A 26,257-nucleotide genomic window follows, 5' to 3' on the forward strand; every position below is an offset into this window, starting at 1 on the left:
ATTCGGAAAGGCGAAAGCCAGCGACATGCTGCTCTACCGAATCCCTAATCCCTAATCCCTAATCCCCAATCTCGGCTCTGAGCATCCCCTTCACCGCCTCGTAGTCGCCGTCGTTCGCGGCGGCGGGTATGCCGAGCAGGTGGGTCATCAGCGGGTAGACGTCCACGTTCGGGAACGCCGGCACCTTCGCGCCGACGCGGAACGCCGGGCCGTGCGCCACGAAGATCGCCTGCATCAGCGGCTCGGCATTGTCGAAGCCGTGCTCGCCCACGCTCAGCCGGCCCTTGCGCTTCGCCGCGTAGTCGCTGGTGGTGATGCGCCAGTGCACGTTCGCCAGGCACAGCAGCTGCGGCACGCGCGGGTTGCTGCCATAGGCCAGCCGTGCCGGCACGCGGGTCTTGTCCCAGCACTGCATGTGCGGGTGCGGCTGCTCCAGGGTCTGTTCGACCTTCGCGAAATCGGCGCGCGCCTCGGCGCTGTCCGACTTCGAGTTGAAGCCGGCCAGGATGCCCATGCTGACCATGTGCACCCGGTCGAGCGGAACCAGCTTGTCGATCATCACGCTGTTCGCCTCCGGCACGCTGGCCATGCCGTGGTCGGACAGCACGATCAGGTTGATCCGCTCGAACAGGCCACGCTGCTTCAGCCCGTCGACCAGCCGCGCCAGCGCTGCGTCGGTCTCGCGCAGCGCGTCGTTGACCTGCGGCGAGTCCGGGCCATGCACGTGACCGGCGTGATCGACTTCGTCGAAGTACAGGGTAAGGAAGGCAGGCCGTTCGGCAACCGGAAGGTCCAGCCAGGCCAGCACCTGATCGACCCGCTGCGCGGGCGTCACGGTGCCGTCGAACGGTTTCCAGTAATCCGGCCGATGGCCGTGGATGTCCGCCTCCGAGCCGGGCCAGAACATCGTGGCGGTGCGCAGGCCGTGCTGGTCGGCGGTCTCCCAGATCGGCGTGCCCTCGGCCCACCAGCGGCCGTCGCCGACCGCGCGGCGGCTGCCCAGCGAGAACTTGCCCAGCTGCGGATCGAACATCGTGTTGTTGACCACGCCGTGATGGTCCGGGGTGAGGCCGGTGACGATCGTGTAGTGGTTCGGGAACGTCAGCGACGGGAACGCCGGCTGCATCGACGCGGCTTGTACGCCGCCTTGCGCCAGCATCGCGAGGGTCGGGCTGAGCCCGCGCTGCATGTAGTCGTGGCGGTAGCCGTCGATCGAGACCAGCAGCAGGGGAACGGGTTTGCCGGCCTGCGCCGCGACGGCGGTTGCGGGCGTGGCCGGGCGTTGCGTGGCACAGCCGAAGCTGAATGCTGCCAGTGAACACAGCAGCACGCGAAACAGGATTTTCATGCAGGGAACCTTACGATGTATTCAAACCATCCCCGCATGATCGCGCACCGTCATGACCATTACACGCCCTGCCTGGCACTCCCCGCTGTTACGCACGCTGTTGGCGGGAGCGTTGGCGCTCGCTCCGCTGGGCGCCGCCTGTGCCTGGCAGCAGTCCGGCACGCAGCCGGTGATCCGGCCGGTGCCGCCGAGCGTGCGGTTCCAGCAGGACGCGCAACAGCAGCAGGTGCGCGACGAACTGCAGAAGAGCCAGTTGCAGCAGCAGTTGCGGCAGAGCGTGTCGGACAACGCGAAACGCCCGATGGCGAATGACGCACGCACCCGCGAGCAACTCGATCAGGCCGACCAGGCGCAACGCGACCGCGATCGTGCCCGGCAACAGGACCTGCTCGACCGCGAGCGTGATGCGGCAAACCTGCCGCGGGTGGTGCCGCAGGCACTCCCGGCGCCGAAGCAGGACGGCGGCTGATCGATCGCCGCCTCAGCCGAACAAGTCGCCGCGTGCGATGCGCTCTTCCAGGCTCAGCAGGTAGCGCTTCGTCGGCAGGCCGCCGCCGAAGCCGGTGAGGCTGCCGTTCGCGCCGATCACCCGGTGGCACGGCAGCACGATCGGCAGCGGGTTGCGTCCGTTCGCGGCGCCGACCGCGCGCACCGCCAGCGGCTTGTCGATGCGCCGGGCCAGCTCGCCGTAGCTGATGGTGACGCCGTACGGAATGCGCCCCAGCTCGTGCCACACCTCCAGCTGGAACGGCGTGCCGACGGGGTGCAGCGGCAGCTCGAAGTGCTGGCGTTCGCCGGCGAAGTATTCCTCCAGCTGCACGCGGGCGAACTTCAATGGTGCGGCCGCGTGGACCCAGCCCGGATACGCCCGCTTCGGATGGCGTTCGCGCTCGAACCAGATCTCGCGCAGGCCGCGGCCGTCCGCGACCAGGCGCAACGTGCCGACCGGGCTGTCCATCTCGTCGTAGTAAATGGTATCGGGCAGGTTCGTCATGCGATCGCCTCCGGTTTTTTCCGGCGCGCCGGCGACGGCGCTTCCGATGCGCCGCGCCACAGATGGATGACGGCGTACGCGCGCCACGGGCGCCACGCGTTCGCGCGTTCGGTCAGTGCTTTCGTGCTGAGCGGCGCGGCGTCCGCTGCCGCTTCGCGGCGCAGGATCAGGTCTGCCGCCGGGAACGCGTCCGGGTCGCTCAACGCGCGCATCGCGATGTAATGCGCCGTCCATGCGCCGATGCCGGGCAGGGCGACCCAGCGCGCCACGAACGCATCCAGCGATTGCTCCGCGCTGAAGTCCACGCGGCCGTCCAGCAGCGCCTGCGCCATGCTGCTGATCGTCGCGGCGCGCGTCGTGGTCAGGCCGATCTCGCGCAGGTCCGCCTGCGCCAGCGCGGCCGGCGTCGGGAACAGCCGCTCCAGTCCCGGCAGCGGCGCCGCCGGCAGCGGTTCGCCCCAGCGCTGCACGATGCGCGTCGCCAGCGTGCGCGCGGCCGCCACGCTGATCTGCTGGCCGAGGATCGCGCGCACCGCGATCTCGAAACCGTCCCAGCCGCCGGGCAGCCGCAGGCCGGGATGGCGCGCGACCAGCGGGCCGAGCACGGCGTCGTGGCGGAACGTGTCCGCGATCGCCTGCGGGTTCGCGTCCAGGTCGAACATCCGCCGCAGCGTCGTCACCACGCCGAGCAGTTGGGTCGGCTGCGGGCAATGCAGTTGCAGCTGCAGCGCGTGCTCGCCGCCCGGCCACGCGCTCAGGCGCAGCCAGCCCGGTGCATTCGCCGGGCCGAATACGCGTGCGTAGCTGTGCGCGTCGACCTGTTCCACGCCCGGCAGCGCGCGCGTGCGCAGGAACGCGAGCAGCGCGTCGAACGCATACGGCGGCCGGTAGCCGAGCCGCAGCACCAGCGCCGCACCGGCCGCCGCGCGCGGGTGCCGGCGCAGTTCGCGCGGCGCGATGCGGTTCGCCTGTGCAAACGCCGCGTTGAACCGGCGCAGGCTGCGGAAGCCGGACGCGAGCGCGACTTCCGTCACCGGCAGCGCGGTCTCGGTCAGCAGCTGTTTCGCGAACAGCAGCCGGCGCGTCGTGTGCACGCTGATCGGCGGCGCGCCGATGCGCTCGACGAACAGGCGGCGCAACTGGCGCGCGCCGATGCCGACGCGCAGCGCCAGTTCGTCCAGCGATTGCTCCGCCAGCGCGCCGGCCTCGATCAGCTTCAACGCGCGCGCCACGACATGATCGCTGCGCTGCCACTGCTCGTTGCCCGGTGCGAGCTCCGGCCTGCAGCGCAGGCACGGCCGGAATCCGGCCGCTTCCGCGGCGGCCGCGTTCGCGTAGTAGCGCACGTTCTCGCGCTTCGGCGTCGGCGCCGGGCATACCGGGCGGCAGTAGATGCCGGTGCTGCTGACCGCGGTGAAGAACAGCCCGTCGAAACGCGCGTCGCGGCTGAGTCGGGCCTGTTCGCAGACATGCGGGGCGGGCAGGGTGGGCGGTTCGTTCATGGGTGCAGGCTAGCACCGTCGCAGCGGCCTGACTCGCCGTTTTCGGACATCAATGGCGCGCAAACGGGCCGGTCGGGGCGGCATTCAACCGGCCAGGACATCAATTCGCGTGATCGATCCACGCAAGCATCGCGTGTGCCTTGCTGTGGTCCCTCACTTGATCGGCGCCATCAGGTGCTCGTACGGCGTGCCGGCCCACATCACGTACGGTGCCGCCGTATCCGGATCCGCGCTTTTCGGATAGTTCGCATAGAACGCCGGGTCCGCGCCGACGATCATGAAATGCGGTCCGGTCTTGATCCAGTGGTTGCCGCTGTCCGGCTTCTGCGCGTACGGGTCCGTGTTGCTCGCGTCCGTGCCGCCGGCCAGCATGTACATCATGCCGATCTTGCCGGCCGGTGGCGTTTTCTTCGCCATGTACGCGTTGATCCACTCCATCGCGTTCTGGTCCATGCACATCGGGTCCGGCCCCGGCGTCGACGGGTTGTCCGGCATGCAGGTGAACCCATTCGTGCCCTTGCGCAACGTGCGCATCGCGCCATCCGCGCCCATCGCCACGATCGTCGCGCCTTTCGCGACGCGTGCCGGTGCCGCGTGCATCGCGCTCGCGATCAATTGCGCATCGCTCATTGCGGGATGCTCCGCCGCCAGCGCTCCGCCCCCGACGGCGAACAGCGCAGTGGCGACGATGGCCCGGTTCTTCCAGCCCTGTGGTTTTCGGCCTGTGGTATGCATGACAACCTCCTCACGGTGACGTGTGACGGTCACTCCGGGGTTCCCGCGAGAAGTCTGTGCCGCCGCCATGGCGCGGTCAATCGGCGCGATGGCCGGGCCGGGCGGCGGCTGTCGGGAGGCGTGCGCACCGGCCGGCCGGCGTGGATCAATTCGTGCCTGCGGCGGCCGGGCAACGGGGCTGGCGGCCGGCGCGGAACGCGGCGACATCCGCGTCGCCCGCCGGCTTGCCGGCGTCGCCGCCGTCGAACACGACGCGCCAGGCGCCGTCGCCGGCGCGGCGCCACACCGTCGCGAACCGGCCGGTCACGTAATGCGGCTTCGCACCCGGCGCCGGATTCTCGAACAGGTACGCGCCGCTGGAATACGCCAGCGTGCCGTCGCCCGACGCCACGACCTGCTGCGGGTACCAGTCCACCCGCTGCGTCTTGCCCGCGATGAACGCGGCCCAGTGCTGGCGCACCGCGGCCAGTCCGCGCGTCGGCTGCGGCGTGTTCGCGTCGAAGATCGCGTCCGCCATGACGTGCTCGGCGAATGCCGCCGCGTCATGCCGCTGCACGCTCTGCGCGAACGACAACTCGCGTTGCCAGACCTCGCACGCCGCCTTGTCCGCGGCCGGCGGCGTGGCCGCGGCAGGCGCGCAGGCGACCCATAACGGCAACAGCAGCAACCCGGTTCGGCGTGGCATCGGCGTTCTCCTCGTTCGTTGCGGTGCCGCAGCATCCTGCGAACGCCGCCAGGTCGCCAGTGCCGGATCAACGCCGCCCGAGCATGCTCGACAGCACGCCGTCGCGGCGAATCAGGCCGTGGTACAGCGCCGCCGCCATGTGCGCCAGGAACGTCAGGAACAGCAACATCGCGAACCCGGTATGTAGGTGGCGCAGCACGGCGAACGCGACCGGGCTGGCCGGGAAGATCGGCGGCAGCCGCAGCGACGCGCCGAGCATCACCGGATAGCCGCCGGCCGACAGCATCGCCCAGCCGATCAGCGGCATCGCCAGCATCAGGAAATACAGCAGCCAGTGCGACGCCAGCGCCGCCAGTTTCTGCAGTGCGGGCAGGTCCGCCGGCAACGGCGGCGGTGGATGGCGCAAGCGCACCGCCAGCCGCACCACCGCCAGGATCAGGATCGCGATGCCGAGCGGCTTGTGGATCGCGAGCAGCCATGCGTGCCGCTCGGAGACGGACGCGACCATGCCGACGCCGATGAACAGCATCGCCAGGATCATGACGGCCATCAGCCAGTGCAGCACGCGCGCGGCGGGCGTGAACGTGTTCGTGGCGGCCTTCATCGTTTCGTCTCCGCCGAGGGCGCGGCGCTGCCGGGCAGGTGGGCTTCCTCGCTGGTGCGGCGCAGGTACGAGTCCCCATACGCGGCCGAGCGCGCAGGCAGCAGCGGGTCGTCGGACGCGGCGATGCCGGCCGGCAGCACCAGCGGGTCGTAGTTGATGTCGCGGCAGGGGCCGCTGTCCTGCGGCTCGGTGCGCTGCAGCACCAGCGTGCCGGCGTCGATCGTGCGGCGGTCGTCCGGCCACGTCTTCGTCGCATCGTTCGTCGGGTCGCCGGGGTTCGCGAGCGTCACCTGCAAGTGCCAGCGCAGCGGTCCCTGCGCCAGGCGTTCGGCCAGGTCCGTCGCCAGATAGTCCGTGTCGGTAGTTTTGCCGGCGTCGCCGCCGGCGTTGCCCGCTTCCGGCGCCATGCGCCAGCGCACCGGCTGGCGCTTGCCGTTCGCGTCGACGAACACGAACGCGTTGAGGCCCCAGTAGCTTTCGGTCGCGAAGCTGGCGGACGGTTTCGCCGTCTTCGCCCAGGCGCGGAACGCGGCCGTTTCCGGATGCGCGGCGAAGAACGCGGCCAGCTTCGCCGGGCCCGGCTTGCCGGTGGCCGGGTCCGGCTGCTGCGCCTGCAATTGCGCGAAGAACGCCTGCGGCGTCGCGACCGGGAACACCGGCATGCTGTTCATGCCGGTGCGCCACTGCTGTCCGTTCGCGAGCGCGAAGCGCAGCGCCATGCTGCGGATCGGCACGCTGGAGTCCGGCGCGTACGGGTTGCTGCCGGGGATCGCGAAGCGGCCGACCACCGGCGTGCGCCCAGGCGCGAACACCTGCGCCATGGAGTACGCCTGGGCGCGGCCATTGCTGTCGAAATACCCCGTCACGCAGACACCCTTCGCGTGGTTGCGGCGGTAGCCGGCGAACGTGCCGGCGTTGTCCTGGAACTGGTTCACCAGCCGCGCCGGGGTGAGCCGCTGCGGCGCCAGCCAGCCGCCGACGTAGCCGAAGGAAACCGCGGCTACGCCGACCGCGGCGGCGATCAGCGCCCACGAGCCGATCCGGCGCGCGGGTGAATCCGGTGGAACGGGATCGTGCATGTTCGACTCCTGGCCGCTCGGGCCACGTGTGGCGGGGTCCACGGCACCGGGTTTCGTGCCATACCAGTCAGGTCTTCGCTCCGCGGCGGCACTTCGTTACATGGCATGCGCCGATTCCCTTCCGCCGAACACGCGCGTGCGGTGCTATCGTCGTCGCTCGGGTGGCCTGGGGGAGGCGCGCATGAACTCGATGCAACGCGGGGTGCTGATCGCGGCAATCGTCCTGTTGGGCGTCGGCGAAGGCGTGTGGATCACCCATTCGGTGTATGCGCAGATCAGCCATCAGGAGCAACTCCTGATGGCGCGGCAGCCCACACCACCTCCGCTGCCGGTCGCCCGCGAGTTCACCCGCGACGAGGGCTACGCGTTCCTCGCTGCGGCGAAGAAGGCCGAGGCGATCACCGACCCGCTGCAGCGCTGCCTGGCCTACCCCGATCCGCCAGACAGTCACTGGTCGCGCGATGCAGTAGTCGCGTACTGCCATTACCGCATGCAGACGTTGCTTACGTTTGCCGAGGCGCAAAAGCTCATCCAGGACGGCCATGCCGCCGAACTCGACCGGCGCCTCGCCGCCGCGTTGCGCGCCCAGCAGACGGATCCGGATTCGCGCGGCCTGCTCGATCGCATCTACCAGGAAGCGTTCCAGAACGGCTCGTTCGACATTCGCCCGACCCTGGACGCCTGGAAACGCGATTCGCCGAACAGCGCCTTCGCGTTCGCCGCCAGCGGCATGGCCTACGTGGCCATGGCCGGCGATGCGCGGGGAGCCAAATACATGAAGGACACGCCGCAGGACAGCCTCGACTCCATGCACAAGCTGCTGGCCCAGGCCGACAGTGACCTGCGCCAGGCGATTGCGTTGGATCCCAAGGTCGTCCCGGCCTATTTCGCATTGATCCATGCCGGTGGCCTCGGCTTCGGTCGCGCGTACACCGACGAGGCGATCCGCCGTGCGCTGGCCGTGGCGCCGGACGACTACGTGGTCCGCAGCATGGCGATGTGGACGCTGGAGCCGAAGTGGGGCGGCTCGCTGGACGCGATGGACCGGTTCGCCGCGCAGGCACAGGCGTACGCGCACATGAATCCGCTGATGAGGCTGATGTTGTCGGAGCGGCCGTACTACGAAGTGGACAACTGCGACTGCACGCAGGATACCGAGCTGGCGGCGTATCCGGCCGCGCTGGACCAGCTTGCCAGCGTCACCTACCTCGAACGGGCCGGGCTGGCGGCGGACGGCAACCGGAACATGGCCGTGCCGGGGATCTACCTGTCCGAGGCGCTGCGTTTCGGGTCGGAAAGCGAGGACGTGCGCACCCACCGCGTCTCCGCGCTGGTGGATTTCGACGAGACCGCCTGGGCCATCGCCGACATGAGCCGCCTGCTGGCCGCGTCGCCGCGCCATGCGGACGCGCTCAGGGCACGTGCCTACGCCTACGAAATGCAGGCCGACTATGCGCATGCGGAACAGGATTTCCGCGCACTGCTGGCGATCGACCCGGGCGACATGCATGTGCTGCCCCAGCTCGGCGACATGTTCGTGAACCTGGCACATGACTGGGACAAGGGCTGGGCCGTGGCCGACCAGCTGATCCGCGAGCAGCCGCAGAGCCCGTACGGCTGGATGCTGCGCGCCACCATCCAGGAACGGCAGCCGCGGCCAGGGCTGGACGCCACCGCCGACCATCTGCAGGCGCAGTTCGGCAAGGACCCGCAGATCGCGAAAATCATCGTGCGCATGCGCGCGGCGGTAGCCCTGCGCAAGCACGCCGGCATCGACGCGCGGGCGAGCGCGCCTTGAGCGGGGCTCGGGGTCACAGCGGCAGCTGACCTATACTTCATGGTCTGACTCACCGGAGCCCTTCGTGATGAACGCACCCACCCGCATCGACACCACCCGCACCATCCGCGCGCCGCGCGGCACCGAGCTTTCCTGCAAGAGCTGGCTCAGCGAGGCGCCGTTCCGCATGCTGCAGAACAACCTCGACCCGGACGTGGCGGAGAACCCGGCCGAGCTGGTGGTGTACGGCGGCATCGGGCGGGCGGCGCGCAACTGGGAATGCTTCGACGCGATCCTGAAATCGCTGCGCGATCTGAACGACGACGAGACCCTGCTAGTGCAGTCCGGCAAGCCGGTCGGCGTGTTCCGCACGCATGCCGACGCGCCGCGCGTGCTGATCGCGAACTCCAACCTGGTGCCGCACTGGGCCACTTGGGAGCACTTCAACGAGCTCGATAAGAAAGGCCTGATGATGTACGGCCAGATGACCGCCGGCTCGTGGATCTACATTGGCTCGCAGGGCATCATCCAAGGCACCTACGAAACCTTCGTCGAGATGGGCCGCCAGCACCACAACGGCGATCTGAAAGGGAAGTGGCTGCTCACCGCCGGCCTCGGCGGCATGGGCGCGGCGCAGCCGCTGGCCGCCTCGCTGGCCGGCATGTGCAGCCTCAACATCGAATGCCAGCAGAGCCGCATCGACTTCCGCCTGAAGACCCGCTACGTCGACGAGCAGGCCACGGACCTCGACGACGCGCTGGCGCGCATCGCGAAGTACACCAAGGCGGGCGAGGCGAAGTCCATCGCGCTGCTCGGCAACGCCGCCGACGTGCTGCCCGAACTGGTGCGCCGCGGCGTGCGCCCCGACGCCGTCACCGACCAGACCAGCGCGCACGACCCGGTCAACGGCTACCTGCCGCAGGGCTGGACGCTGGAGCAGTGGTTCGAGCGCCGCAAGGCCGACCCGGTCGGCACCGCGCGCGCCGCCAAGCTGTCCATGAAGACCCATGTGGAAGCGATGCTCGCGTTCCACGCGCAGGGCATCCCCACCTTCGACTACGGCAACAACATCCGCCAGATGGCCAAGGATGTCGGCTGCGAGAACGCGTTCGCGTTCCCCGGCTTCGTGCCCGCCTACGTGCGCCCGCTGTTCTGCCGCGGCATCGGCCCGTTCCGCTGGGTCGCGCTGTCTGGCGACCCGGAGGACATCTACAAGACCGACCAGAAAGTGAAGGAGCTGATCCCCGACGACGCCCACCTGCACCACTGGCTGGACATGGCGAAGGAGCGCATCAGCTTCCAGGGCCTGCCCGCACGCATCTGCTGGGTCGGCCTGGGGTTGCGCGACAAGCTCGGCCTGGCCTTCAACGAGATGGTGCGCAACGGCGAGCTGAAGGCGCCGGTGGTGATCGGGCGCGACCACCTGGATTCCGGCAGCGTCGCCTCACCGAACCGCGAAACCGAAGCCATGAAGGACGGCAGCGACGCCGTCAGCGACTGGCCGCTGCTCAACGCGATGTTGAACGTGGCCGGCGGGGCGACGTGGGTGTCGCTGCATCATGGCGGCGGGGTGGGGATGGGGTATTCGCAGCATTCCGGCATCGTGATTGTGTGCGACGGCACCGAAGCGGCGGACAAGCGGATTGCGCGGGTGTTGTGGAACGATCCGGGGACTGGGGTGATGCGGCATGCGGATGCGGGGTATGAGATTGCGGTGGAGTGCGCGAAGGAGCAGGGGTTGAAGTTGCCGATGGTTTGACGCTTCTATTGCGATAGGTTTGCGTTTTTGCCGTTCCTAGATTATTGACTAAGTGCAAGATGCGTCCACGTTTACGGGGGAGACATGTACAAGGATGATGTTTATAAAGCGTTGGTGCGGATCGCACTCACGCCAGGGGGCGCTGTACAGGGGCTGCTAGCTCAAATCCAAGCTGCCGAACCTAAGCTCAATGGCACCCTTGAAGAGATCGCGGCGAACAACGATACAAGTGTCAACGCTGGTCGTTCTCATCTTCAGGAAGCAGTTCGCCCTATTGCTCGGCAACTTCAAGATATTTCCCCCTCCGCAACTGCGGTCGAGTTGCATGAACTGTCCCGGAAGTTCGACTTGATACTCGAAGAGTATCCGTTGCTTGAAGGGTTGCTTCGCCCAGGAAGGCAAGCACTAGCCAAGTTAGCAGGGGCTTTTGATGTCGTTCTTCAAAAAAACAAGAATGCTCCGTCAATAACCGGCTTGCTGGCACCCGGAGCTGCGCTGATCACTTGTTACGAACATTACGAGGCGTTGGGGTGCCTATTCGCCGCGCCAGTTAAAGAAGGAGAAGCTGATCAATCGTCAGTTGTTCTAGAGCTGGATGGCGTTGATCGATTAGGAGCGTTTGCTGATTACATGGCCTTGCTGTCGCGCTTGGCAGATGTAGGCAAGTGGGTAATCGAGCAGACTGATCAACGGTCTGATGGATTGCGTGACGAAATCTGGATAGCAAGCATCGACTCAGGTTCGCCGGTCCGTATTAGCGTCACTGGTGATTCGAAGGCCATCCGCCTGCTACTTGCGATGGTTCGCGATGTAGTACGTTTGCCGTATCTTCACTTGACGCGTCACGGACGGGCCATCCAAGCCATGGAGACATTGGCGCGTGCTAGAGAGCTTGGCGTTACCTCGGATGCCGTGTTGGATAAACTGAATGATGCGGTGATCTCGGCGGCTGACGACTACGCCAAGTCATTTAGGCATGAAGAGGTCGGCGTAACTATTGATGGTCAGCCGATCCAAGCCGTTCCTTTGAAGTATCCCGCGGCCAAGGAGACCCGTAGGTTAGGTAATTCGGTGCAGCCAAAGTTGCAGGGGCCGGGGGGTGCTCAATCGGAGGAGTAGGTAAAAGATTGACGAATCGAGGGGGCAGGCGATTTAACTTCCCCCGCCCCGGTTTTGGTTTTGGCTGAGCTGTGCTGGAACATGCGGGTTGGACAATCGTCCCGCCCACCCCCCTAACTCCCCATGCAAGGACGCCGCCATGCGTATCAGCAAGATCACCGTCGAGAACTTCCGCTCGATTGAGCGCGTTGAGCTAGCCGCCAATCGCTTTAATGTGCTGGCCGGCCAGAACAACCACGGCAAGACCAACCTCTTCGAGGCCATCGAGTGGTTCTACAACGGCTCTGGGAACCTCGACGACATCCGGTTCAAGCATCAGGCCGTCCGCGAAGTCACTGTTGAAATCGAGTATTCCGACATTCAAGCCGGCATCGCGGCTGTTATCAACGAGGCAACAAAGGCACGGTTCGAGAAGTTTGCCGATGGGCGAGATGTCATCAAGGTGAGGCGGACCACAGCGGAGGACCCGTCGAAGCGACAGCTATGGGACGAAGCGAAGGGCGAGTGGACCCAGAAGAACTTTGCCGGCTTCGATAAGGCGTTCAACGATTGCGTGCCGCGCCTCCAATACGTTTCTACCCGCACGTCTCTCACCGAAGTCTCCAAGTGGGGCAAGAAGACGCCCATCGGCGAAATGTTGTCTGGGGTGCTCAACGCTATTTTGGAGAAAAGCGAGAAATACCGTCAGTTTAAGGAGAAGTTCGACGAACTGTTCACGCATGAGCAGTCGGAGGTAAGGCAGGAACTCGACCGCCTTGCTGGGAAGGTGAAGGACCACTTGGAGCAGCAGTTTCCGGAATGTAGCAAGGTCGGATTCAGCGTGAAGCCGCCTATGTTTGATGAATTGTTGAAGTCTTTCGAAACATCGGTCGACGATGGCATCGAGACCTCCGCCGAAGAGAAGGGCGATGGTATGCAACGCGCCCTCATGCTCGCTATCTTAAAGGCCTACTCCGACCATCGCCGTGAGAGCGATGAACTGGGCAAACGGTTCCTGTTCCTCATCGATGAAGCCGAACTTCATCTCCACCCGACTGCTCAGCGCCAACTCAAGCTGGCCTTGATGGATCTGGTCAAGAACGGCGACCAGGTCTTCATCAACACCCACTCGTCGGTGCTGGTGACCGACGAGGACAACGACCAGACGCTCTGGCGGGTTGAGAAGGTCGATGGCGCGACAAGCATCAAAAAGATTGAAGGGCGTGACAAGCCGGAACTGATCTATGAACTTCTGGGCGGCTCACCGGCAGATCTCCTCTTTCCCAGAAACTTCCTGGTGGTGGAAGGGGCATCCGAAGACATCCTTTTGGGGCACGTGGTGCGACGTTTCTATATCGACAAGCCGCAGACGAAGATCATCAGGGCGGAGGGCGACCACTCCCGACAAAAGCGCTCAATGGATGCCATCAACGTAGCGTTTGTCCCGTTGTCACAAACTCCGGTGTATAGCGAGCGACTGATTGTTCTTTGCGACCAGCCAACGCCTGAGAGGAAAAACGATTTCGACGGATTCATGCGTGCATATGCGAGGCACGAGCAGAACGGCCAGTTTGTCGTTGCCCCGACTCATTCGCTGGAGGAGAGTTATCCAGAGCCTTGGCGAAAGACCGCTGACCAGGTGAGAGCGATGTCAGGGAGAGACAAAACCGATCTCGCGGAGCTGGTGGGGCAAAACATCACCCAGACGCAGTTCGAGAACGAGATGGCTCACGCCTTTGCGGCGCTGGCGAAGGCATGGGAGAAAGCCCACAGCTAGGTCGTTGCGAACCGAAACAGGGCCAACTCAGGTTCACTTAGCAGTAACCAAATCCGACCCCGAAAGTAGCGTTGGGTATGCCAGCCTGAGCTCCCGGTTCAGCCGGGCACACTTTAGTGAAGCGGCCCGGCATGGTCGGCATTTGCGCTCAGTACGACACGTTGCTCGGATGGAGCGGTGCGGGCAGGGGCAGCTGACTAAGCTGTTCGGCTTGTTCGCTGAGGAAGTACAGGGCGGCGAAGAGGCCTTCGGTGGTGGGGGCGTCGAGGGGGCTGCAGCCGGGGTCGATGGTGTTGCTTTCGCTGTTGGCGTGGAGGTCGCGGAAGGCTTCGCTGTTGGCGAGGACGCGGGCGAGGGCGTGGATGGCGGTGGTAAGGCCGGCCAGAGTGGCGGCGTCGCGTTCGTCGGGGCTGGCGTCGGCGAGGGTACTGCAGGGGCGCGAGAGCGGGTTGGTGGGGATGCGCGCGCCGTGGTGCGTGACTGACGTATGATCGGGCTTAGCCATGATCAACTCCTCAGAAGTTGGTTGTGGTCAGCGGGTCGCATGGGTTGCCGCCCATGCGGCCCGCGCTGTTTTTGCCTTGCGGGTTTTCTCCGGTCGGCGGCGATGTGCCGTCGGCAGGTTCCATAGTAAATAAAGTAGGGCGACAAAATCTGTAGGGAAAGGACTTTACTTTGTAGTCTGCGTTTTTGATTGATGGAAATTAAGGCGTGAAAAGGTGTCGGGGGCAATTTGATGGCGACTCGCGTAGCGCTTGAATTGTCTTCGACATTATTCTTGCTGTTCTTATCGCGAGGGATTTCCCTTGCAAAGAAAAGCCGGGCTTTCGCCCGGCTCCTCAGTGGCACGGCCTGCATCAACCTTTCGACTTGGCCGGGTCGTCCTTGCGTTGGTAAGTCCGTTCCTCCTCGATCTCCCCGTTTTCCTTGTGGATCTTTACGGATCCCACTTTGTCGCTCATGAATTCGCTGGTTTTGTGAACGATTTCGGCTTTGGTGCCGGCTCTGATCGTCGCGCGTTCAGCGCCTTGTTCCTTGAGCTTCCAGCCGTCACTGTCCTTGGTGATGTGATAGTTCTTCATGTGAACCTCGCTTACGGTGGGAGAAGCCACGTTGTGTCGTTGGCACGATGCTCGTTTCGTCAGTGCCGTTCGCTTGCTACAGCACTCGAAGCCGACGGCGAACATCCGTGGCGCTTTTGAGTTCATCAAGCACCGGTTGGCCACTATCCGGCCGACGTTTTTTATGAACTCGCCGTCATCATAGCGGCATCTGTCTCACCCATCGAGACAACAATTCTGTGGATAAGTCGCGAGTGATTGGGGGTAAAAAGCGGAATTGCCGTCAATCCAATGATGCGCGCAATGAGCCGCAGTCATTGAGTTTTTGATTGCTTTTTGTGCGGCGAGCCGGGCTACTCGCACCACAATCGAACCTTCGCTCCTCGCAGATTGTTTTCGACCCTACGTCAGCCAACCTCTACACCACGACCTTCCTCACACCGACAGCCACCTGCTGCTGCCTCTGGCATTGTTCCGGCGCCTCCACTTTAGGCAGTGAGCCGAGAGTGTCGCGGGCACTATCGGTCGCCTGAAAACGCAATGGAGTCTGTGCGGGATACGGGCGGCCTCACCAACCGATACGGAGATCGTGATGTCACAGAACCTGATTTCGCTGGCCTTGACGGCCGACCAGCTGACGGCCGTCGAAGGCGCGCTGGCGACGCTGGAAGAGAACCTTGGCGGGCTGATTGCCCTGCAGCCGGCGCAGCGCCGGTCGTTGACCAAGATGGGCGACAAGTCGGAGGTGTTTTGCCGCCAGACGCTGAAACTGCTGCAGCAGAACCCGCAAGTGGTGCCGCCCAGCCTCGACGTGGCCGAGGCGGCAGCGGATCTGGTCGCGTTCGACCAGATCGGCAGCTTCCTGCTGCGCCTGACCCGGCTCAGCGAGCGCGCCGAAGACACCTCGACTGCGCTGGGCAGCGACCTGATGAGCTTCGCGTTGGAGGGTTACGGTCTGCTGCGGGTCAGCGGCCATAACCAGGGCCTGGAAGACCTGCGGCGCGAACTTGGTGCCCGCTTCGCCCGTCGCGCGGCGCGCACCACACCCGAGCCGCCGGCCGCAGCGCTCTGATGATCCAGCTCCAAACGTAACAGGGTGACCACGCGGCCCGGTGCCTGAGGCAAACCACCTCACGCACCGGGCCTTTTTGTGTCCGCGCCACGGCGCGAACCTCCCGCGGGTGCCGGATCGGCGCGCCGGCCCGGCATTTCGCACCGTCCACGAGCCATCTAGCCTGGCGCACCGAGCTCTTTTGCCGACCCGCGGAGTTATTTGCTCGGCCGCCCGAGCTTTTTTCTCCACCCGCCGAGCTTTTTGCCCGGGCTGCCGAGCTTTTTTCCCGGCGTGCCGAGCACCCGAACCCGGCGCGCCGAGCTATTTGCTCGACCCGCCGAGCCTTTTTCCCGGATCGCCGAGCTTTTAGCCCGGCCGATCGAGCTTTTTTCCTGGCGCGCCGTGCACCTGAACTCGACGCATCAGGCTATTTTCCCGGCCCGCCGAGAAATGATCTCGATCGATGTAGCTGGTTTCGCCGGCAGCCGAGCGCTTCAGCCAGCGCATTCGGAAAATTTACCGCCCCCCGGTTTGCCCACCGAGTTCAGTTCTGGCAGGCCTGTTGCTTACTTAGCCAGGTTGAATTGCCTCAGGTCGCTCCATGCTTAGGTTTGTGCCGCTGATTCTCATGCTTGGCCTCATCCCCGGCCTGTCGCTGGCGCAGAAGCATGAGCCTTCAACGTCACATACTGCCCCCGCGGGTGTGGTGACGCTTGTGGAGAAGGGCAGCTATACGAACCGTGAGGGGTTCGAGGTTCATCGTCCAGCGCATACGACCACGGGGACGATTCCATCGGGTGCAACGGCACAATGTCGAGATGGATCATTCAGCTTCAGCATGAGCCGCCGTGGTACCTGCTCGCATCATGGAGGCGTTGCTCGGTGGCTATGAGCGCAGTGCGATCGGCGATCGAAACCGGCACGGAGGAAGTTAAGCAAGAGGCCGGGGGCGCGACAAATCCAAGAAGCCAAACGATTTAACTTCCGCCGTCCCGGTTTGCAGCTCCTTAGCTCGGCTTCCACTCGTGACAATCGTGGAGGCCATCGCGAACTTCCGCCAGAAAGGTGCAGCCGACCGCGGTGAGCCCAAGGTATATCCGATGACCTTCGAGCTCGGCCGCGGTTACAGAGTGCACTGCTTCGCGGTCGTCCAACGCCCTCAGGAAGCCCTGAATCACAAACCGGCCGGCGACGTCGATCGCGATCGCTTCGTGGCAGCCGTGTTCAATCTGGAACAGCAGGTCGACATCTTCCTGCGGAAGCGAGGTGGGAAATTCCATGCATGCGCCCATCCTATTCAGTGCCCCATGGTCCGCGCGATCCTCAATGGCTGTTAGGCACAACCATGGAGTTCGTAGACCATGACTGACAACTCGGCATCAATTTGTCACTGGAAACTCGACCTATGGTCGTTCGCCGAACTATTTACGTGCCGCAAGCTCGACAACCTGCGCTTGCTTGAATCCGAGGGAAACATGGATGCAGATGCAGGAACCAAGAACCTAAAGATAGACGTTCGTATCACGGCCACTTTCCATCCCATCTGAACTGAACAGTGGTGGCTCCAGTTTCGCGCTCGTGGTGAATTTCGCCGCTAATGTCGTCCCGATTGTAGTCAACAGTCACATGCTCTCCCAAGCGAAAAGGGACGTGGCTAATTAAGTTTCTTCCTGGATGCTTGCTCAGTCTTGACTCGCCTCCATGGCAGTAGCAGACTCGATCACAAGGAGCCTAGAAACTCCCCAGGTAGCGGTACCCACCTCCGACAAACCGGTGGGTTTTTTGTGCCCGCATCAGCAGGCACAACCGACGTGACACCTGCGTCGGGAGGGCGGCTAATACAACACCCGCAAGGGGAATACGCCCGCCGGCTACCTGCGGTTTCTAGCCTCCCGACTTCCCGTCCGTCGTCATGCCGTGGACGGGCACTTCATGGAATAAGGAGGCGACCATGTCGACGTTCGATTCGGATGATCTGCAAACGACGGGCTATTTCCTGCCGGAGGACAGCCAGTTACGGCTGAAGAAGCTGCGCGAGTACGTGGAGTTCCTCTCGCATCTGGCGCAACCGCGAAGGCCGGACGAGGAGCGGGAAGGGGTTCCCGAGATTCGCCCGGGCGAAGTGGCGATCTGTCTGGAACTGCTGGAGGAGCAGATCGCTCAGGTGTTGGCTGAACTCTCCTGGCCGGCTGAACGTGGCGAAAGAGGGGCAGCACTCAAGGCCGATGCGGAAGCGGAGGTGGAGGCGGAGGTGGAGGCTGACACGGAAGTCGCGGAACCGGACGCCGCCACGTCGGTAATGGACGAGGCCGGCAACCGCTTCCTCTTCGGCGTTACCCTGGATCAGGTCGACGAGAGCAACCTGCTGCTGAGCAGTCTCCGGGCCCTTGGCAATGTGGTGACTTGCAGCGATCACGCCGAATTATCCGACGTCACGCTATCGATCATGGGGGATGCCATCGTCCGCGACGTGGAGAAGCTGCGCGACATCATCAGCGACGTGAATGCGCAGAGACTGGGGCCACCGCACGGTACGAAGCCCGGTGTCCGCGAGGAGTGGGCCACTTACCTCGCGCTCCCCGCGCGTTCGCCCTCGGGCGGCGCGTCGTACATCGTGCGGCAGCACCCGACCTATCAGTAGCCGGGAGTCCTGGCGATCGCCCGCCAGCCCAAAAACGAGGCCAGGTTCACTTCCTGAGACATGGCAAGTGAACCTGAGTTGGCCCGGATTTGACGGACGCCTTTGAACGGCGAAATGGTGACACCTTTCTCCCTACTTCTTGAGCCCAGACACCGGCTCCAACAGGTGAGCGGGACTGACCTTCAGGGCCTTTGCAAGCTTATAAATGTTCAGTAGCGCAATGTTGCGCTGACCGCGCTCGACGCCACCGAGATAGCTGCGGGCGAGCCCGCTTTCGAGTGCAAGACTCTCTTGGGAGAAACCCTTTGCCTTGCGGACTTCAGCCAGGCGCTGGCCGAAGATTGTTCTGGGATCTGTGGCCATCTTGGGCTGTCCTCTTTCGTTGTAGGCGAGCCTAGGGAGGGAGGCTCTATGAGGCCACGTCTTATAGGATCACGCTCTATAAGTGACAAATTTGATGAGACGTATTAGGATCGAGTCTGGGTGGTTGCTGCGGGCGCGGACCGATGCGAAACCTGCATCGAAATACGCCCGTCGGCTATGAGCGGTTTCTAACCTCCCGATTTCCCGTCCGGCGTCATGCCATAGACGGGCACTTCATGGAACTAGGAGGCGAGCATGTCGACGATCGATGCGGATGATCTGGAAGCGACCGGCTATTTCCTGCCGGAGGACACTTGGTTGCGGCTGAAGAAGCTGCGTGAGCATGTGGAGTTCCTGGCCAACCTGGCGCGGCCGCGCATAGGAGACGAGGCCAAGGAGTGGTATGCGGAGATTCGCCCAGGCGAGGTGGCGATCTGCCTGGAACTGCTGGAGGAGCAGATCGCTCAGGTGCTGGACGAACTCTCCTGGCCGGCCGAGCGTGGCGAAAGGGCGATGGCACCCAAGGCCGATGCGGGGACGGAAGCGGACGAGGACGCTTTGGCCATGGAAGCCATGGAACCGGACGTTGCCGAGCCGGACGTCGCCGGGCCGGTGGGGGATGAGCCCGGTAACCGCCTCCTCGTCGGCGTCAGCCTGAATCAGATCGACGAGATCGACCTGCTGCTGGGCAGCCTGCGGGCGCATGGCAATGTGGTGACTTGCAGTGATCATGCCGAGTTGAGCGACTTCACGCTGTCGATCATGGGGGATGCCATCACCCGCGATGCGGAGAAGCTGCGCGACATCATGGACGACGTGAATGGGCAGAAGCTGGAGCCACCGCACGGTACGAAACCCGGCGTGCGCGACGAGCGGGCCAGCTACCTCGCGCTCCCCGCGCGTTCGCCCTCGGGCGGCGCGCCCTACGTCGTGCGGCAGCACCCGACCTGCCAGTAGCCGGGAGTCATGGCGATCGGCTGTCGATTTCCGTCCACGCCGTTCGTCGTCCTGGCACAACCCCAAGAGGAATCCGCCGTGTCCCGCATGATCTTCGTCAACCTCCCTGTGTCCAACCTACCGGCCTCGATGGCTTTTTACGAAGCGCTGGGCTTTGCCAACAACCCGCAATTCACCGACGAAACCGCCGCCTGCATGGTGTGGAGCGAGGCGATCTACGTGATGCTGCTTACGCACGGCAAGTGGCGCACGTTCACCGACCGCCCGATTCCGTCGCCGACCTCGAGCGAGGTCTCGCTCGCGCTCGCACTGGACAGCCGCGAGGCCGTCGATGCCATGATCGCGGCGGCTGCGGCCAGCGGCGGCACCGCGGACGTCAATCCCGTGCAGGAACTGGGCTTCATGTATGCGCGCGACCTTGCCGACCCGGATGGACACGTCTGGGGGCCGTTCTGGATGGACATGGCGGCCATGCCCGCCGGTTAGCTCCTCGTCGCACGACGTTGCCGCGGGTCACGGTCGCGGCATCGTGCCCATCAAGCAGGAACGCGACGATGCACCGGAAACCGGGACGGAGGAAGTCGAGCCGAGTTGGCTGCCTCCGTCCCTTCGCTTTCCATCCCTGCGAAGGAACCAGCCTGTCGCAAGGTGGAAAGTTGCTGCTGGTCAGCTCTTCGGCGCTGGCCTGACGCGTTTCGGCGAGCAAGCTGCGCGCGTCAGGTTTCCGCCTGGTCTACCAGGTGCATGACAAGGTTCTCGCGGTCACCGTGATCGCGGTGGGCAAGCGTGAGAAGGGGTTGATCTACTTCGCCGAGTGGGGGCGGATCTGGTCGCGTTCGACCAGATCGCACGTTCCTGATGCGCCTGATCCAACCGACTGGAACCGGGCCAGTACCTACATGAGCACGCATCCACATCGGGCCTTGGCGCCCTTTTTTGCCTTGGCAGTCGTCCAGCCGAACTTGTCGCCCAATGCATTGCATTGATCGTTCACTTCCTCGGGAGTCGAGAAGTACATCTGGAAGTTGGCAATATCGAGTGTGACCGGTCCAGGCGTATCCGTGCCTCCATATCGGAGCCGGTCGATACCGTAGCCGAGCCTGATGGCCGGTGACATGAAGAGCTTGACGTCCCCGGAATGGCGAAAATTGGTCGCGACGAGAATGTTGCTCTGTCGGCAACCGGCAAGAAACTTCTTTATCTTCGTGACCGTGGCTTCATCGCTGCCGCCGCCCATGCTCTCCGGGTAGTACTGTCTTCCCGTGAGGTGCGCAAAGAGGGTTTCATCCGCGTTCTGGGCGGCGATCGCGAGGCAGTCGCCGACACCTCGGGTCCATATGTAACGCTCGCTGGTGCTGTTCGATACGATCTGGTATTCGCCCATCTCCACTTCGATGCTCATGCGGGTCGTCCTCCTTTGTGACGTCCAATCAAGCGGCAGGTTCGGCTTTCTTTGCCAAGAATACGCCTTGAACGAAACCCGGGGCAGAGTCACTTCCGCACGCAAGAATTTGCTGGAGCGGGGCGCTTCGGCCGGCGTATCCGAAGAATTTCCCGGCCTGCCGGGTGTTGCCAGCCGGGTTCTGGCAGGCCTGTTGCTTGCTGACCTGGGTTGAGTTGCCTCGGGTCGCTGCATGCTTAGGTTCGTACCACTGATTCTCTTGCTTGGCGCCATTCCCAACCTGTCGCTGGCGCAGAAGCATGAGCCTTCAACGTCACATACTGCCCCCGCCGGGGTGGTGACGCTTGTGGAGAAGGGCAGCTACACGAACCGTGAGGGGTTTGAAGTTCATCGCCCAGCGCATACGGCCACCGGGACGATTCCGTCGGGTGCAACTGCACAATGTCGAGACGGATCATTCAGCTTCAGCATGAGCCATCGCGGTACCTGCTCTCATCATGGAGGCGTTGTTCGATGGCTATGAGCGCGAGGCAATCCGAGACTGGGCCGGAGGAAGTTGAGCCGGGTTAACTTCCTCCGTCTCCTTTGCTGGTCGGTGCCAGATAGGGCAGCCATGCCGAGCATAGAGGGTGGCAGATAATCCGAGCCCGTTTCCGGCAGCTCTAGAAGTGTCTGGCGTGGCCTGGATACATGAATTCCGGAACCAGCAACCTGCTCCTGCAGAACGTGCAGTGGATGTCGGTGTAGTCCATGGCGGCCAACGCAGCCACCACTTCTTCAAGTGTCACGTAGCCTGTGAATCGGCGATTGCGCACGGTCACGATATCCCTTGCAGGATTTGACCTGTTCAATAGACCGAGGATGTCGTTCGAGACTACGGTGTTTCTTTCGCCGACAAAATTGCTGACGGCGCCCCTCCAGGAGGTGTCTTCGGAGGGGTTGATCTTTGCCAGGCCGTAATTGGTGCAGTTGGTACCAGACACGTACGTCTTGGATGACACGACTTCGTTGCGCAGGACCTGTTTCACGACGTTGGCCCAACTTAGCTGAGTGCCGTCGTCATACCTCGCTATCGTGGTTCCTGACACGACTGCTTTTCCGCCCGGCGTGTAGAAATGGATGCTGATCTGGTGGCCTGCGTTGTTGGTCGGAATGGGAAATTGGTTTCTCTGGTGCGGGGATTTGAACCCGTGCGAATCGATGACGACATGGTCGCCGCTCTTTGCGCCGTTGTTCTTCGTGTAAAGATAAAGTTGATCGTTGAGAATCGACGTTCTTCCGGCAGGCATTGGAAGCTCCTCGGCAGACTGTGATGTGTCGAATCGGGGAAGGAAAAGGCGTCAAACAATTTGATGCTCGAACCAAAACCTGGACGGAGTCAAGCGAGAGGCCGGAGTGCAACGAATCCGGAAATCAAGTCGAAACGAAATAGGCGTCGGGGGCAATTTTCGGAAGGCCGGCTGAATGTTCGAATGGTTCCTGGCACGATTTTTCGGAACGCATTCTGGTCAACCGGCCGGCGACTTGCCGGTGAACACCGCCAGCTGCGCGGCAAACGCACGCTTGTACGCCGGCCGCGCTTCGCCGCGGGCGACGTAGGCGGCGAGGCTCGGATACTCGTCCAGCAGGCCCGAGGGCTTCAGCCGCTGCAGCGTGTGCACCATCATGAGGTCGCCTGCGCTGAATGCGCCGTCGAGCCAGTCGGCGTCGCCAAGGCGGACGGAGAGATCGCCCAGTCGGGCGCGGATGCGATCCTTGATGAGCAGCAGGCGTTCCGCGGTCCAGGGCTTGTCGCCTTCCGCGAACTTGGCGGTTTGCAGGTCGAGGATGGGCGGCTCCACGGTGTTGAGCGCGGCGAACATCCACATGATCGCGCGCGCCCGGGCGTTCGCGTCGCCCGGCAGCAGGCCCGCATGGCGCTGCGCGATATGCAACACGATGGCGCCGGACTCGAACAGGACGAGCTCGCCTTCTTCATAGGTGGGAATCTGCCCGAACGGGTGCAGCGCGCGATGCGCGGGTTCCTTCATTGCCTTGAATGAAACAAGGCGAACGTCGTAAGGCTGGCCTGCTTCTTCCAGCGCCCAGCGAACGCGCGTGTCGCGCGCGAGTCCCTGGCCGCGATCGGGCGAACTTTCAAAGGCGGTGATGGTGGGGGTCATGGGAAGCTCCGGGCGTTTGCGTGACGTGGAAGGGGTGGCGCCTACAGGGGAGGCTGCGAACGAGCCGTCATTCCAGCGGAAGCTGGGGCCCGGCGCCTCGGCCACTCCTTCAAGGCACTGGATTCCAGCTTTCGCTGGAATGACGGGCAACGGGCTTGTTCAGGCATTTCCAGGCGAAGCCGGTGCGGGAAGCGCCTTCGCCTGGGCGACGGTGCTGCCTACCCGGTTACCGCGCCTGATCGTCGCCAGCGTCAGCCGCGCCGGGCGGCCTCGATCGCGGCGATGTCGATTTTCGTCATCGTCATCATCGCCTCGAACGCGCGCTTGGCGACGGCGGGATCCGGGTCGGTGACCGCAGCCATCAGGGCGCGCGGGGTGATCTGCCACGACAGGCCCCACTGGTCCTTGCACCAGCCGCACTCGCTGGCCTGGCCGCCGTTGCCGATGATCGCGTTCCACAGGCGGTCGGTTTCGGCCTGGTCGTCGGTGGCTACCTGGAACGAGAACGCATTGGTGTGCGGGGTCCCGGGGCCGCCGTTCATGCCCAGGCAGGGGATGCCCATGACCGTGAACTCCACCATCAGCACGTCGCCCTGCTTGCCGGCGGGGTAGTCGCCCGGCGCGCGGTGGACGGCGCCCACGGCGCTGTCCGGGAACGTCTTGGCGTAGAACGTCGCGGCATCCAGGGCGGCGCCGTCGTACCAAAGGCAAATCGTGTTCTTGCTGGCCATCTTGGTTCTCCTGGTTCAGGGCGGCGAGGATGCCCTTCATTCTCTTCGACGAACGACGGGTGTGCAGATCGACACGCGAGACAGGGGGGGCGGAGTGATCGGGCCCGGATTTGGCGCTTGCGGTGTTCCGGCTTCAGGGTGGACAGTTGGCCGCTGCAACATCGTCAACACTTTATCCGGCAGGGAGCAGTCATGGAAAAGAAGAGTCCGGCGCAGATTGGTGCAGAAATCCAGAAGTTCTTTCCCCACTTCAACTCCGACAAGCAGAAGAACGACAAGGCCAAGTTCAAGGGCGCGTTCGAGAACCGCGATGGCCTGATGGTGTATGCCGGCGAATCGGCGCTGTTCCACGACTTGTGCCAGATCGGTGCACTGCTGACGGATGAGGCCGTGTGCCTGAAACACCTCAAGACGTTGAATGAGCGGATGGTGTTCGAATTCGCGCAGCTGAACTCCGAAGACCCTCGCATCAAGTCGCCCACGCTCACGCCGCGGATGGGGAACGACCAGGCCTACAAGAATGTCGACAGGCCACAGTGGCTGCTGGGCAAGCCGCCGAAGTTCGGCGGCATCCTCAAGAAGATCCTCATGGAGGAAGAGCTGAAGTGGGGATTCAACGGCACCGAGGCCGAGCCGACCGAACTGCCCACCTTGTCCGGGTTCGTCCACCCCGACAGCTTCAACAACCTGCTGCTGCGGCAGGCGCGCCACTGGAAGGACCCGGGCGCTTCCATCAATCACGGCGAATACACGCATCGCCTGCAGTGGTGGATCATCTGCTGCGAACACGCCAGCGGCGGCCTGTACCGCCTGAAGCAGCCCCCCGTGAAGCGCTTCCGGCAACTTCCGAAATACACGACCTCGCATTGGCGTGGTGCGCAGATCGCGGCCAACGGCGCGACCCTCGAGACGGCCAGCCAGTATCCCACCCTGGCGGACGTCTACACCAACCGCTCGCTTTGGGATTTCCTGTGCGACTGCGTGCCGGCCGACGATTCCATGAAGGAGAGCACGCCGGCCAGCGATACGTTCCGTTCGCCCCAGTACATGAACCTGTACCTGACGGCCCCCGCCCGCGAATTCGACCAGCCCGAAATCCGCGTGCTCTACAACTACCTGGTGGCGCGCTTCAACAAACGCACCTGGCAGAACGCCAACAACATGCTGCGGCCCTACAAGGCCGTGCTGGCAAAGAAGTGGGGCATGAGCGAGGGGCAATTCGACCTGGCTTTCGCGGACGTATCGAAGTACGGCCAGACGGACGTCTTCGCCACCGTCGACGGGCAGGTGGTGAGCAAACCCAAATGAGCAGCAGCCAGGGCCGAGCGAGACGGGCCGGGCCCACCCGGCCACTGTTCGCATGGGGCAAATGAACCTGCCCCTGGCTTCGGCTCGCTACTTCATCCGCGTATCGGTCGCCACCCAGTTGATCTCCCAGGTCTTGCCGCCGTCGTCCGAGAAGGCCTGCTCGAAGCGGATCGTGTCGGCGTCGAGCGGCGTGATCACGAAACGGACGAAGATGGCGCGTCCGTCGAAGTCTTCCTGGTCGTAGAACTCGCCGCGGCCGTCGACGAATCGGCCGATCGTCGGCTGTCCCAACGTCCCGCCGCTGCTGTTGGCGAAGTTGAGGCTCCACTGGCGCGACCGCGGGTTGTAGAGCCGCAGGTTCAGGCCTTCGAAATGGCCGTCCGGGCCGTCGGCCGTCAGTTCGACCAGGTTGGCGCGGCCGTTCCAGACCTTGCGCACGGTGGTGACGCCCTCGTATTCCACCCATTCGCTGGATCCCGACAGGGGATGCGCCAGCCGCTTCAGGTGCGTGCGCCATGTGCCGATCTCGAAATCGAAATCGTGCTGGCCATCGCGCGGTGTTTCCGCTACCGCCTTGGCGGCCTGCGGGGCTCGTGCGCAGGCAGGCGCAACCGGCAGGTACGGCAGCCCCATGACGGCCAGGCACGACAGGAAAGCGCGGCAACGGCTCGGCATGGCATGCTCCAACATGATTCGATTGACTGAACGCTAGAGGCAGCCATGTCCAGCGACAAGAAGGCACGTCCAGGTGCGTATCTGTTGGCCACCTCCCATCCGCTGGCGGATTGCCCGCTGCACGCGGCCTTCGTCGCGGTCGGCGGCAAATGGAAGCTCACGATCCTGTATTGGCTCGCGCGCGAGCCCCATCACTTTTCCGGCCTGCTGCGCCGCGTCGCGCCGATTTCGCACAAGGTGCTGACCGAGCAGCTGCGCGAGCTCGAAGCCGACGGCCTGGTCGAGCGCCTGGTGGCCGGACGCGTGCCAGCGCCGGTGCAGTACCGCCTGAGCGGCTACGGAGAGACGGTCTTGCCGCTGGTGGAGGAAGCAAGGGTCTGGGGCCTGGCGCACCTTCGGCGAATGCGCGGGCCGGGTCCGGCGCCGTCGGCGGCAGCGCTGGGCTGTGGCGATGCCCTGGGCAAGTAGCGGAACCAGAGCTTCTTCTGACTCCGCCAAAGTAGACCGCGGCACGCAGCAATCCGTTCTGCTGGATCAAGACGGGA

At 64.1% G+C, this 26,257-nt stretch carries 31 protein-coding genes; 14 read left to right on the forward strand and 17 right to left on the reverse strand.

Features of this window, described 5'->3' with window-relative positions:
* Positions 1 to 58: 58 nt before the first annotated feature.
* Positions 59 to 1,348, reverse strand: a complete 1,290-nt coding sequence (locus KK131_RS13040; RefSeq protein ID WP_214557148.1) for an ectonucleotide pyrophosphatase/phosphodiesterase — start codon at positions 1,346 to 1,348, stop codon at positions 59 to 61.
* Positions 1,349 to 1,400: 52 nt separating this feature from the next.
* On the opposite strand from KK131_RS13040, the gene KK131_RS13045 reads away from it, so the two are divergent.
* A complete protein-coding gene (locus KK131_RS13045) occupies positions 1,401 to 1,817 on the forward strand; it encodes a hypothetical protein (RefSeq protein WP_214557149.1) in 417 nt (138 codons plus the stop codon).
* Positions 1,818 to 1,829: 12 nt separating this feature from the next.
* On the opposite strand, the gene KK131_RS13050 is transcribed toward KK131_RS13045, so the two are convergent.
* The 6 genes from KK131_RS13050 to KK131_RS13075 form a co-directional block, all read right to left on the reverse strand.
* Positions 1,830 to 2,342, reverse strand: coding sequence for a methylated-DNA--[protein]-cysteine S-methyltransferase (locus KK131_RS13050; protein WP_214557150.1), 513 nt, complete (start codon positions 2,340 to 2,342; stop codon positions 1,830 to 1,832).
* On the reverse strand, positions 2,339 to 3,844 hold the full coding sequence (locus KK131_RS13055) for a DNA-3-methyladenine glycosylase 2 (protein WP_214557151.1): 1,506 nt from the start codon (positions 3,842 to 3,844) through the stop codon (positions 2,339 to 2,341). The genes KK131_RS13050 and KK131_RS13055 overlap by 4 nt, the downstream gene beginning before the upstream one ends.
* A gap of 153 nt (positions 3,845 to 3,997) precedes the next feature.
* Complete coding sequence (locus tag KK131_RS13060) at positions 3,998 to 4,786, reverse strand: hypothetical protein (protein WP_250887255.1); 789 nt, start codon at positions 4,784 to 4,786, stop codon at positions 3,998 to 4,000.
* On the reverse strand, positions 4,725 to 5,264 hold the full coding sequence (locus KK131_RS13065; RefSeq protein ID WP_214557152.1) for a nuclear transport factor 2 family protein: 540 nt from the start codon (positions 5,262 to 5,264) through the stop codon (positions 4,725 to 4,727). Before KK131_RS13065 ends, KK131_RS13060 begins: the two co-directional genes overlap by 62 nt.
* Before the next feature lie 67 nt (positions 5,265 to 5,331).
* The gene (locus KK131_RS13070; protein ID WP_214557153.1) at positions 5,332 to 5,868 is read right to left on the reverse strand and encodes a cytochrome b/b6 domain-containing protein; all 537 of its coding nucleotides are present in this window, start codon (positions 5,866 to 5,868) and stop codon (positions 5,332 to 5,334) included.
* Complete coding sequence (locus KK131_RS13075; protein ID WP_214557154.1) at positions 5,865 to 6,947, reverse strand: catalase family peroxidase; 1,083 nt, start codon at positions 6,945 to 6,947, stop codon at positions 5,865 to 5,867. The genes KK131_RS13070 and KK131_RS13075 overlap by 4 nt, the downstream gene beginning before the upstream one ends.
* 181 nt (positions 6,948 to 7,128) lie before the next feature.
* Between KK131_RS13075 and KK131_RS13080 the strand changes: the two genes are divergently transcribed.
* The 4 genes from KK131_RS13080 (at position 7,129) to KK131_RS13095 (ending at position 13,358) form a co-directional block, all read left to right on the forward strand.
* Complete coding sequence (locus KK131_RS13080) at positions 7,129 to 8,745, forward strand: DUF4034 domain-containing protein (protein WP_214557155.1); 1,617 nt, start codon at positions 7,129 to 7,131, stop codon at positions 8,743 to 8,745.
* A 67-nt stretch (positions 8,746 to 8,812) separates the two neighbouring features.
* The gene (hutU, locus tag KK131_RS13085; RefSeq protein ID WP_214557156.1) at positions 8,813 to 10,483 is read left to right on the forward strand and encodes a urocanate hydratase; all 1,671 of its coding nucleotides are present in this window, start codon (positions 8,813 to 8,815) and stop codon (positions 10,481 to 10,483) included.
* Between the two features lie 84 nt (positions 10,484 to 10,567).
* Positions 10,568 to 11,602 carry a hypothetical protein gene (locus tag KK131_RS13090; protein WP_214557157.1) on the forward strand — a complete coding sequence of 345 codons (1,035 nt, stop codon included), beginning with the start codon at positions 10,568 to 10,570 and terminating at the stop codon, positions 11,600 to 11,602.
* Positions 11,603 to 11,741: 139 nt separating this feature from the next.
* Positions 11,742 to 13,358, forward strand: coding sequence for an AAA family ATPase (locus tag KK131_RS13095; RefSeq protein ID WP_214557158.1), 1,617 nt, complete (start codon positions 11,742 to 11,744; stop codon positions 13,356 to 13,358).
* Positions 13,359 to 13,506: 148 nt separating this feature from the next.
* On the opposite strand, the gene KK131_RS13100 is transcribed toward KK131_RS13095, so the two are convergent.
* Together KK131_RS13100 and KK131_RS13105 are read right to left on the reverse strand one after the other, a co-directional pair.
* Positions 13,507 to 13,863 carry a hypothetical protein gene (locus KK131_RS13100; RefSeq protein WP_214557159.1) on the reverse strand — a complete coding sequence of 119 codons (357 nt, stop codon included), beginning with the start codon at positions 13,861 to 13,863 and terminating at the stop codon, positions 13,507 to 13,509.
* Positions 13,864 to 14,215: 352 nt separating this feature from the next.
* Positions 14,216 to 14,440 (reverse strand): DUF2188 domain-containing protein, encoded by a 225-nt coding sequence (locus KK131_RS13105; protein WP_214557160.1) that lies wholly within the window; start codon positions 14,438 to 14,440, stop codon positions 14,216 to 14,218.
* Between the two features lie 571 nt (positions 14,441 to 15,011).
* Between KK131_RS13105 and KK131_RS13110 the strand changes: the two genes are divergently transcribed.
* Entirely contained in the window at positions 15,012 to 15,491 is a 480-nt protein-coding gene (locus KK131_RS13110) for a hypothetical protein (RefSeq protein ID WP_214557161.1), read from the forward strand.
* A 348-nt stretch (positions 15,492 to 15,839) separates the two neighbouring features.
* Here the strand turns inward: KK131_RS13110 and KK131_RS13115 are convergent, their stop codons facing one another.
* Complete coding sequence (locus KK131_RS13115) at positions 15,840 to 15,980, reverse strand: hypothetical protein (RefSeq protein ID WP_214557162.1); 141 nt, start codon at positions 15,978 to 15,980, stop codon at positions 15,840 to 15,842.
* A 121-nt stretch (positions 15,981 to 16,101) separates the two neighbouring features.
* Between KK131_RS13115 and KK131_RS17775 the strand changes: the two genes are divergently transcribed.
* The gene (locus tag KK131_RS17775; protein WP_345777258.1) at positions 16,102 to 16,365 is read left to right on the forward strand and encodes a DUF3761 domain-containing protein; all 264 of its coding nucleotides are present in this window, start codon (positions 16,102 to 16,104) and stop codon (positions 16,363 to 16,365) included.
* Positions 16,366 to 16,480: 115 nt separating this feature from the next.
* On the opposite strand, the gene KK131_RS13125 is transcribed toward KK131_RS17775, so the two are convergent.
* The gene (locus KK131_RS13125) at positions 16,481 to 16,753 is read right to left on the reverse strand and encodes a hypothetical protein (RefSeq protein WP_214557164.1); all 273 of its coding nucleotides are present in this window, start codon (positions 16,751 to 16,753) and stop codon (positions 16,481 to 16,483) included.
* Between the two features lie 81 nt (positions 16,754 to 16,834).
* Between KK131_RS13125 and KK131_RS13130 the strand changes: the two genes are divergently transcribed.
* Positions 16,835 to 17,020 carry a hypothetical protein gene (locus tag KK131_RS13130; protein ID WP_214557165.1) on the forward strand — a complete coding sequence of 62 codons (186 nt, stop codon included), beginning with the start codon at positions 16,835 to 16,837 and terminating at the stop codon, positions 17,018 to 17,020.
* A gap of 404 nt (positions 17,021 to 17,424) precedes the next feature.
* Positions 17,425 to 18,114, forward strand: coding sequence for a hypothetical protein (locus KK131_RS13135; RefSeq protein WP_214557166.1), 690 nt, complete (start codon positions 17,425 to 17,427; stop codon positions 18,112 to 18,114).
* A 132-nt stretch (positions 18,115 to 18,246) separates the two neighbouring features.
* Here KK131_RS13135 and KK131_RS13140 read toward each other — a convergent pair whose 3' ends face one another.
* Positions 18,247 to 18,477: a helix-turn-helix transcriptional regulator gene (locus tag KK131_RS13140; RefSeq protein WP_214557167.1), complete on the reverse strand. Its 231-nt coding sequence runs from the start codon at positions 18,475 to 18,477 to the stop codon at positions 18,247 to 18,249.
* A gap of 255 nt (positions 18,478 to 18,732) precedes the next feature.
* Here KK131_RS13140 and KK131_RS13145 point away from each other — a divergent pair, with 255 nt between their 5' ends.
* Both KK131_RS13145 and KK131_RS13150 read left to right on the forward strand, forming a co-directional pair.
* Positions 18,733 to 19,434 (forward strand): hypothetical protein, encoded by a 702-nt coding sequence (locus KK131_RS13145; protein WP_214557168.1) that lies wholly within the window; start codon positions 18,733 to 18,735, stop codon positions 19,432 to 19,434.
* Positions 19,435 to 19,521: 87 nt separating this feature from the next.
* The gene (locus tag KK131_RS13150; protein WP_214557169.1) at positions 19,522 to 19,920 is read left to right on the forward strand and encodes a VOC family protein; all 399 of its coding nucleotides are present in this window, start codon (positions 19,522 to 19,524) and stop codon (positions 19,918 to 19,920) included.
* Positions 19,921 to 20,329: 409 nt separating this feature from the next.
* Here the strand turns inward: KK131_RS13150 and KK131_RS13155 are convergent, their stop codons facing one another.
* Positions 20,330 to 20,836 carry a hypothetical protein gene (locus tag KK131_RS13155; protein WP_214557170.1) on the reverse strand — a complete coding sequence of 169 codons (507 nt, stop codon included), beginning with the start codon at positions 20,834 to 20,836 and terminating at the stop codon, positions 20,330 to 20,332.
* 232 nt (positions 20,837 to 21,068) lie between these two features.
* Between KK131_RS13155 and KK131_RS17780 the strand changes: the two genes are divergently transcribed.
* Entirely contained in the window at positions 21,069 to 21,359 is a 291-nt protein-coding gene (locus KK131_RS17780) for a DUF3761 domain-containing protein (RefSeq protein WP_214557171.1), read from the forward strand.
* A 139-nt stretch (positions 21,360 to 21,498) separates the two neighbouring features.
* Here the strand turns inward: KK131_RS17780 and KK131_RS13165 are convergent, their stop codons facing one another.
* From KK131_RS13165 to KK131_RS13175, 3 genes are all read right to left on the reverse strand, one after another.
* Positions 21,499 to 22,125 carry a putative adhesin gene (locus tag KK131_RS13165; RefSeq protein WP_214557172.1) on the reverse strand — a complete coding sequence of 209 codons (627 nt, stop codon included), beginning with the start codon at positions 22,123 to 22,125 and terminating at the stop codon, positions 21,499 to 21,501.
* A 219-nt stretch (positions 22,126 to 22,344) separates the two neighbouring features.
* Complete coding sequence (locus KK131_RS13170) at positions 22,345 to 22,998, reverse strand: glutathione S-transferase family protein (RefSeq protein ID WP_214557173.1); 654 nt, start codon at positions 22,996 to 22,998, stop codon at positions 22,345 to 22,347.
* Positions 22,999 to 23,249: 251 nt separating this feature from the next.
* A complete protein-coding gene (locus tag KK131_RS13175) occupies positions 23,250 to 23,729 on the reverse strand; it encodes a VOC family protein (protein WP_214557174.1) in 480 nt (159 codons plus the stop codon).
* A gap of 192 nt (positions 23,730 to 23,921) precedes the next feature.
* Between KK131_RS13175 and KK131_RS13180 the strand changes: the two genes are divergently transcribed.
* Positions 23,922 to 25,037, forward strand: coding sequence for a LirA/MavJ family T4SS effector (locus KK131_RS13180; RefSeq protein WP_214557175.1), 1,116 nt, complete (start codon positions 23,922 to 23,924; stop codon positions 25,035 to 25,037).
* Between the two features lie 87 nt (positions 25,038 to 25,124).
* Here the strand turns inward: KK131_RS13180 and KK131_RS13185 are convergent, their stop codons facing one another.
* On the reverse strand, positions 25,125 to 25,712 hold the full coding sequence (locus KK131_RS13185) for a DUF1579 domain-containing protein (protein WP_214557176.1): 588 nt from the start codon (positions 25,710 to 25,712) through the stop codon (positions 25,125 to 25,127).
* Positions 25,713 to 25,757: 45 nt separating this feature from the next.
* Here KK131_RS13185 and KK131_RS13190 point away from each other — a divergent pair, with 45 nt between their 5' ends.
* Complete coding sequence (locus tag KK131_RS13190; protein WP_214557177.1) at positions 25,758 to 26,180, forward strand: helix-turn-helix domain-containing protein; 423 nt, start codon at positions 25,758 to 25,760, stop codon at positions 26,178 to 26,180.
* Positions 26,181 to 26,257: the final 77 nt, after the last annotated feature.

The organism is Rhodanobacter sp. LX-99 (assembly GCF_018599185.1).
Classification (GTDB): Bacteria; Pseudomonadota; Gammaproteobacteria; order Xanthomonadales; family Rhodanobacteraceae; genus Rhodanobacter.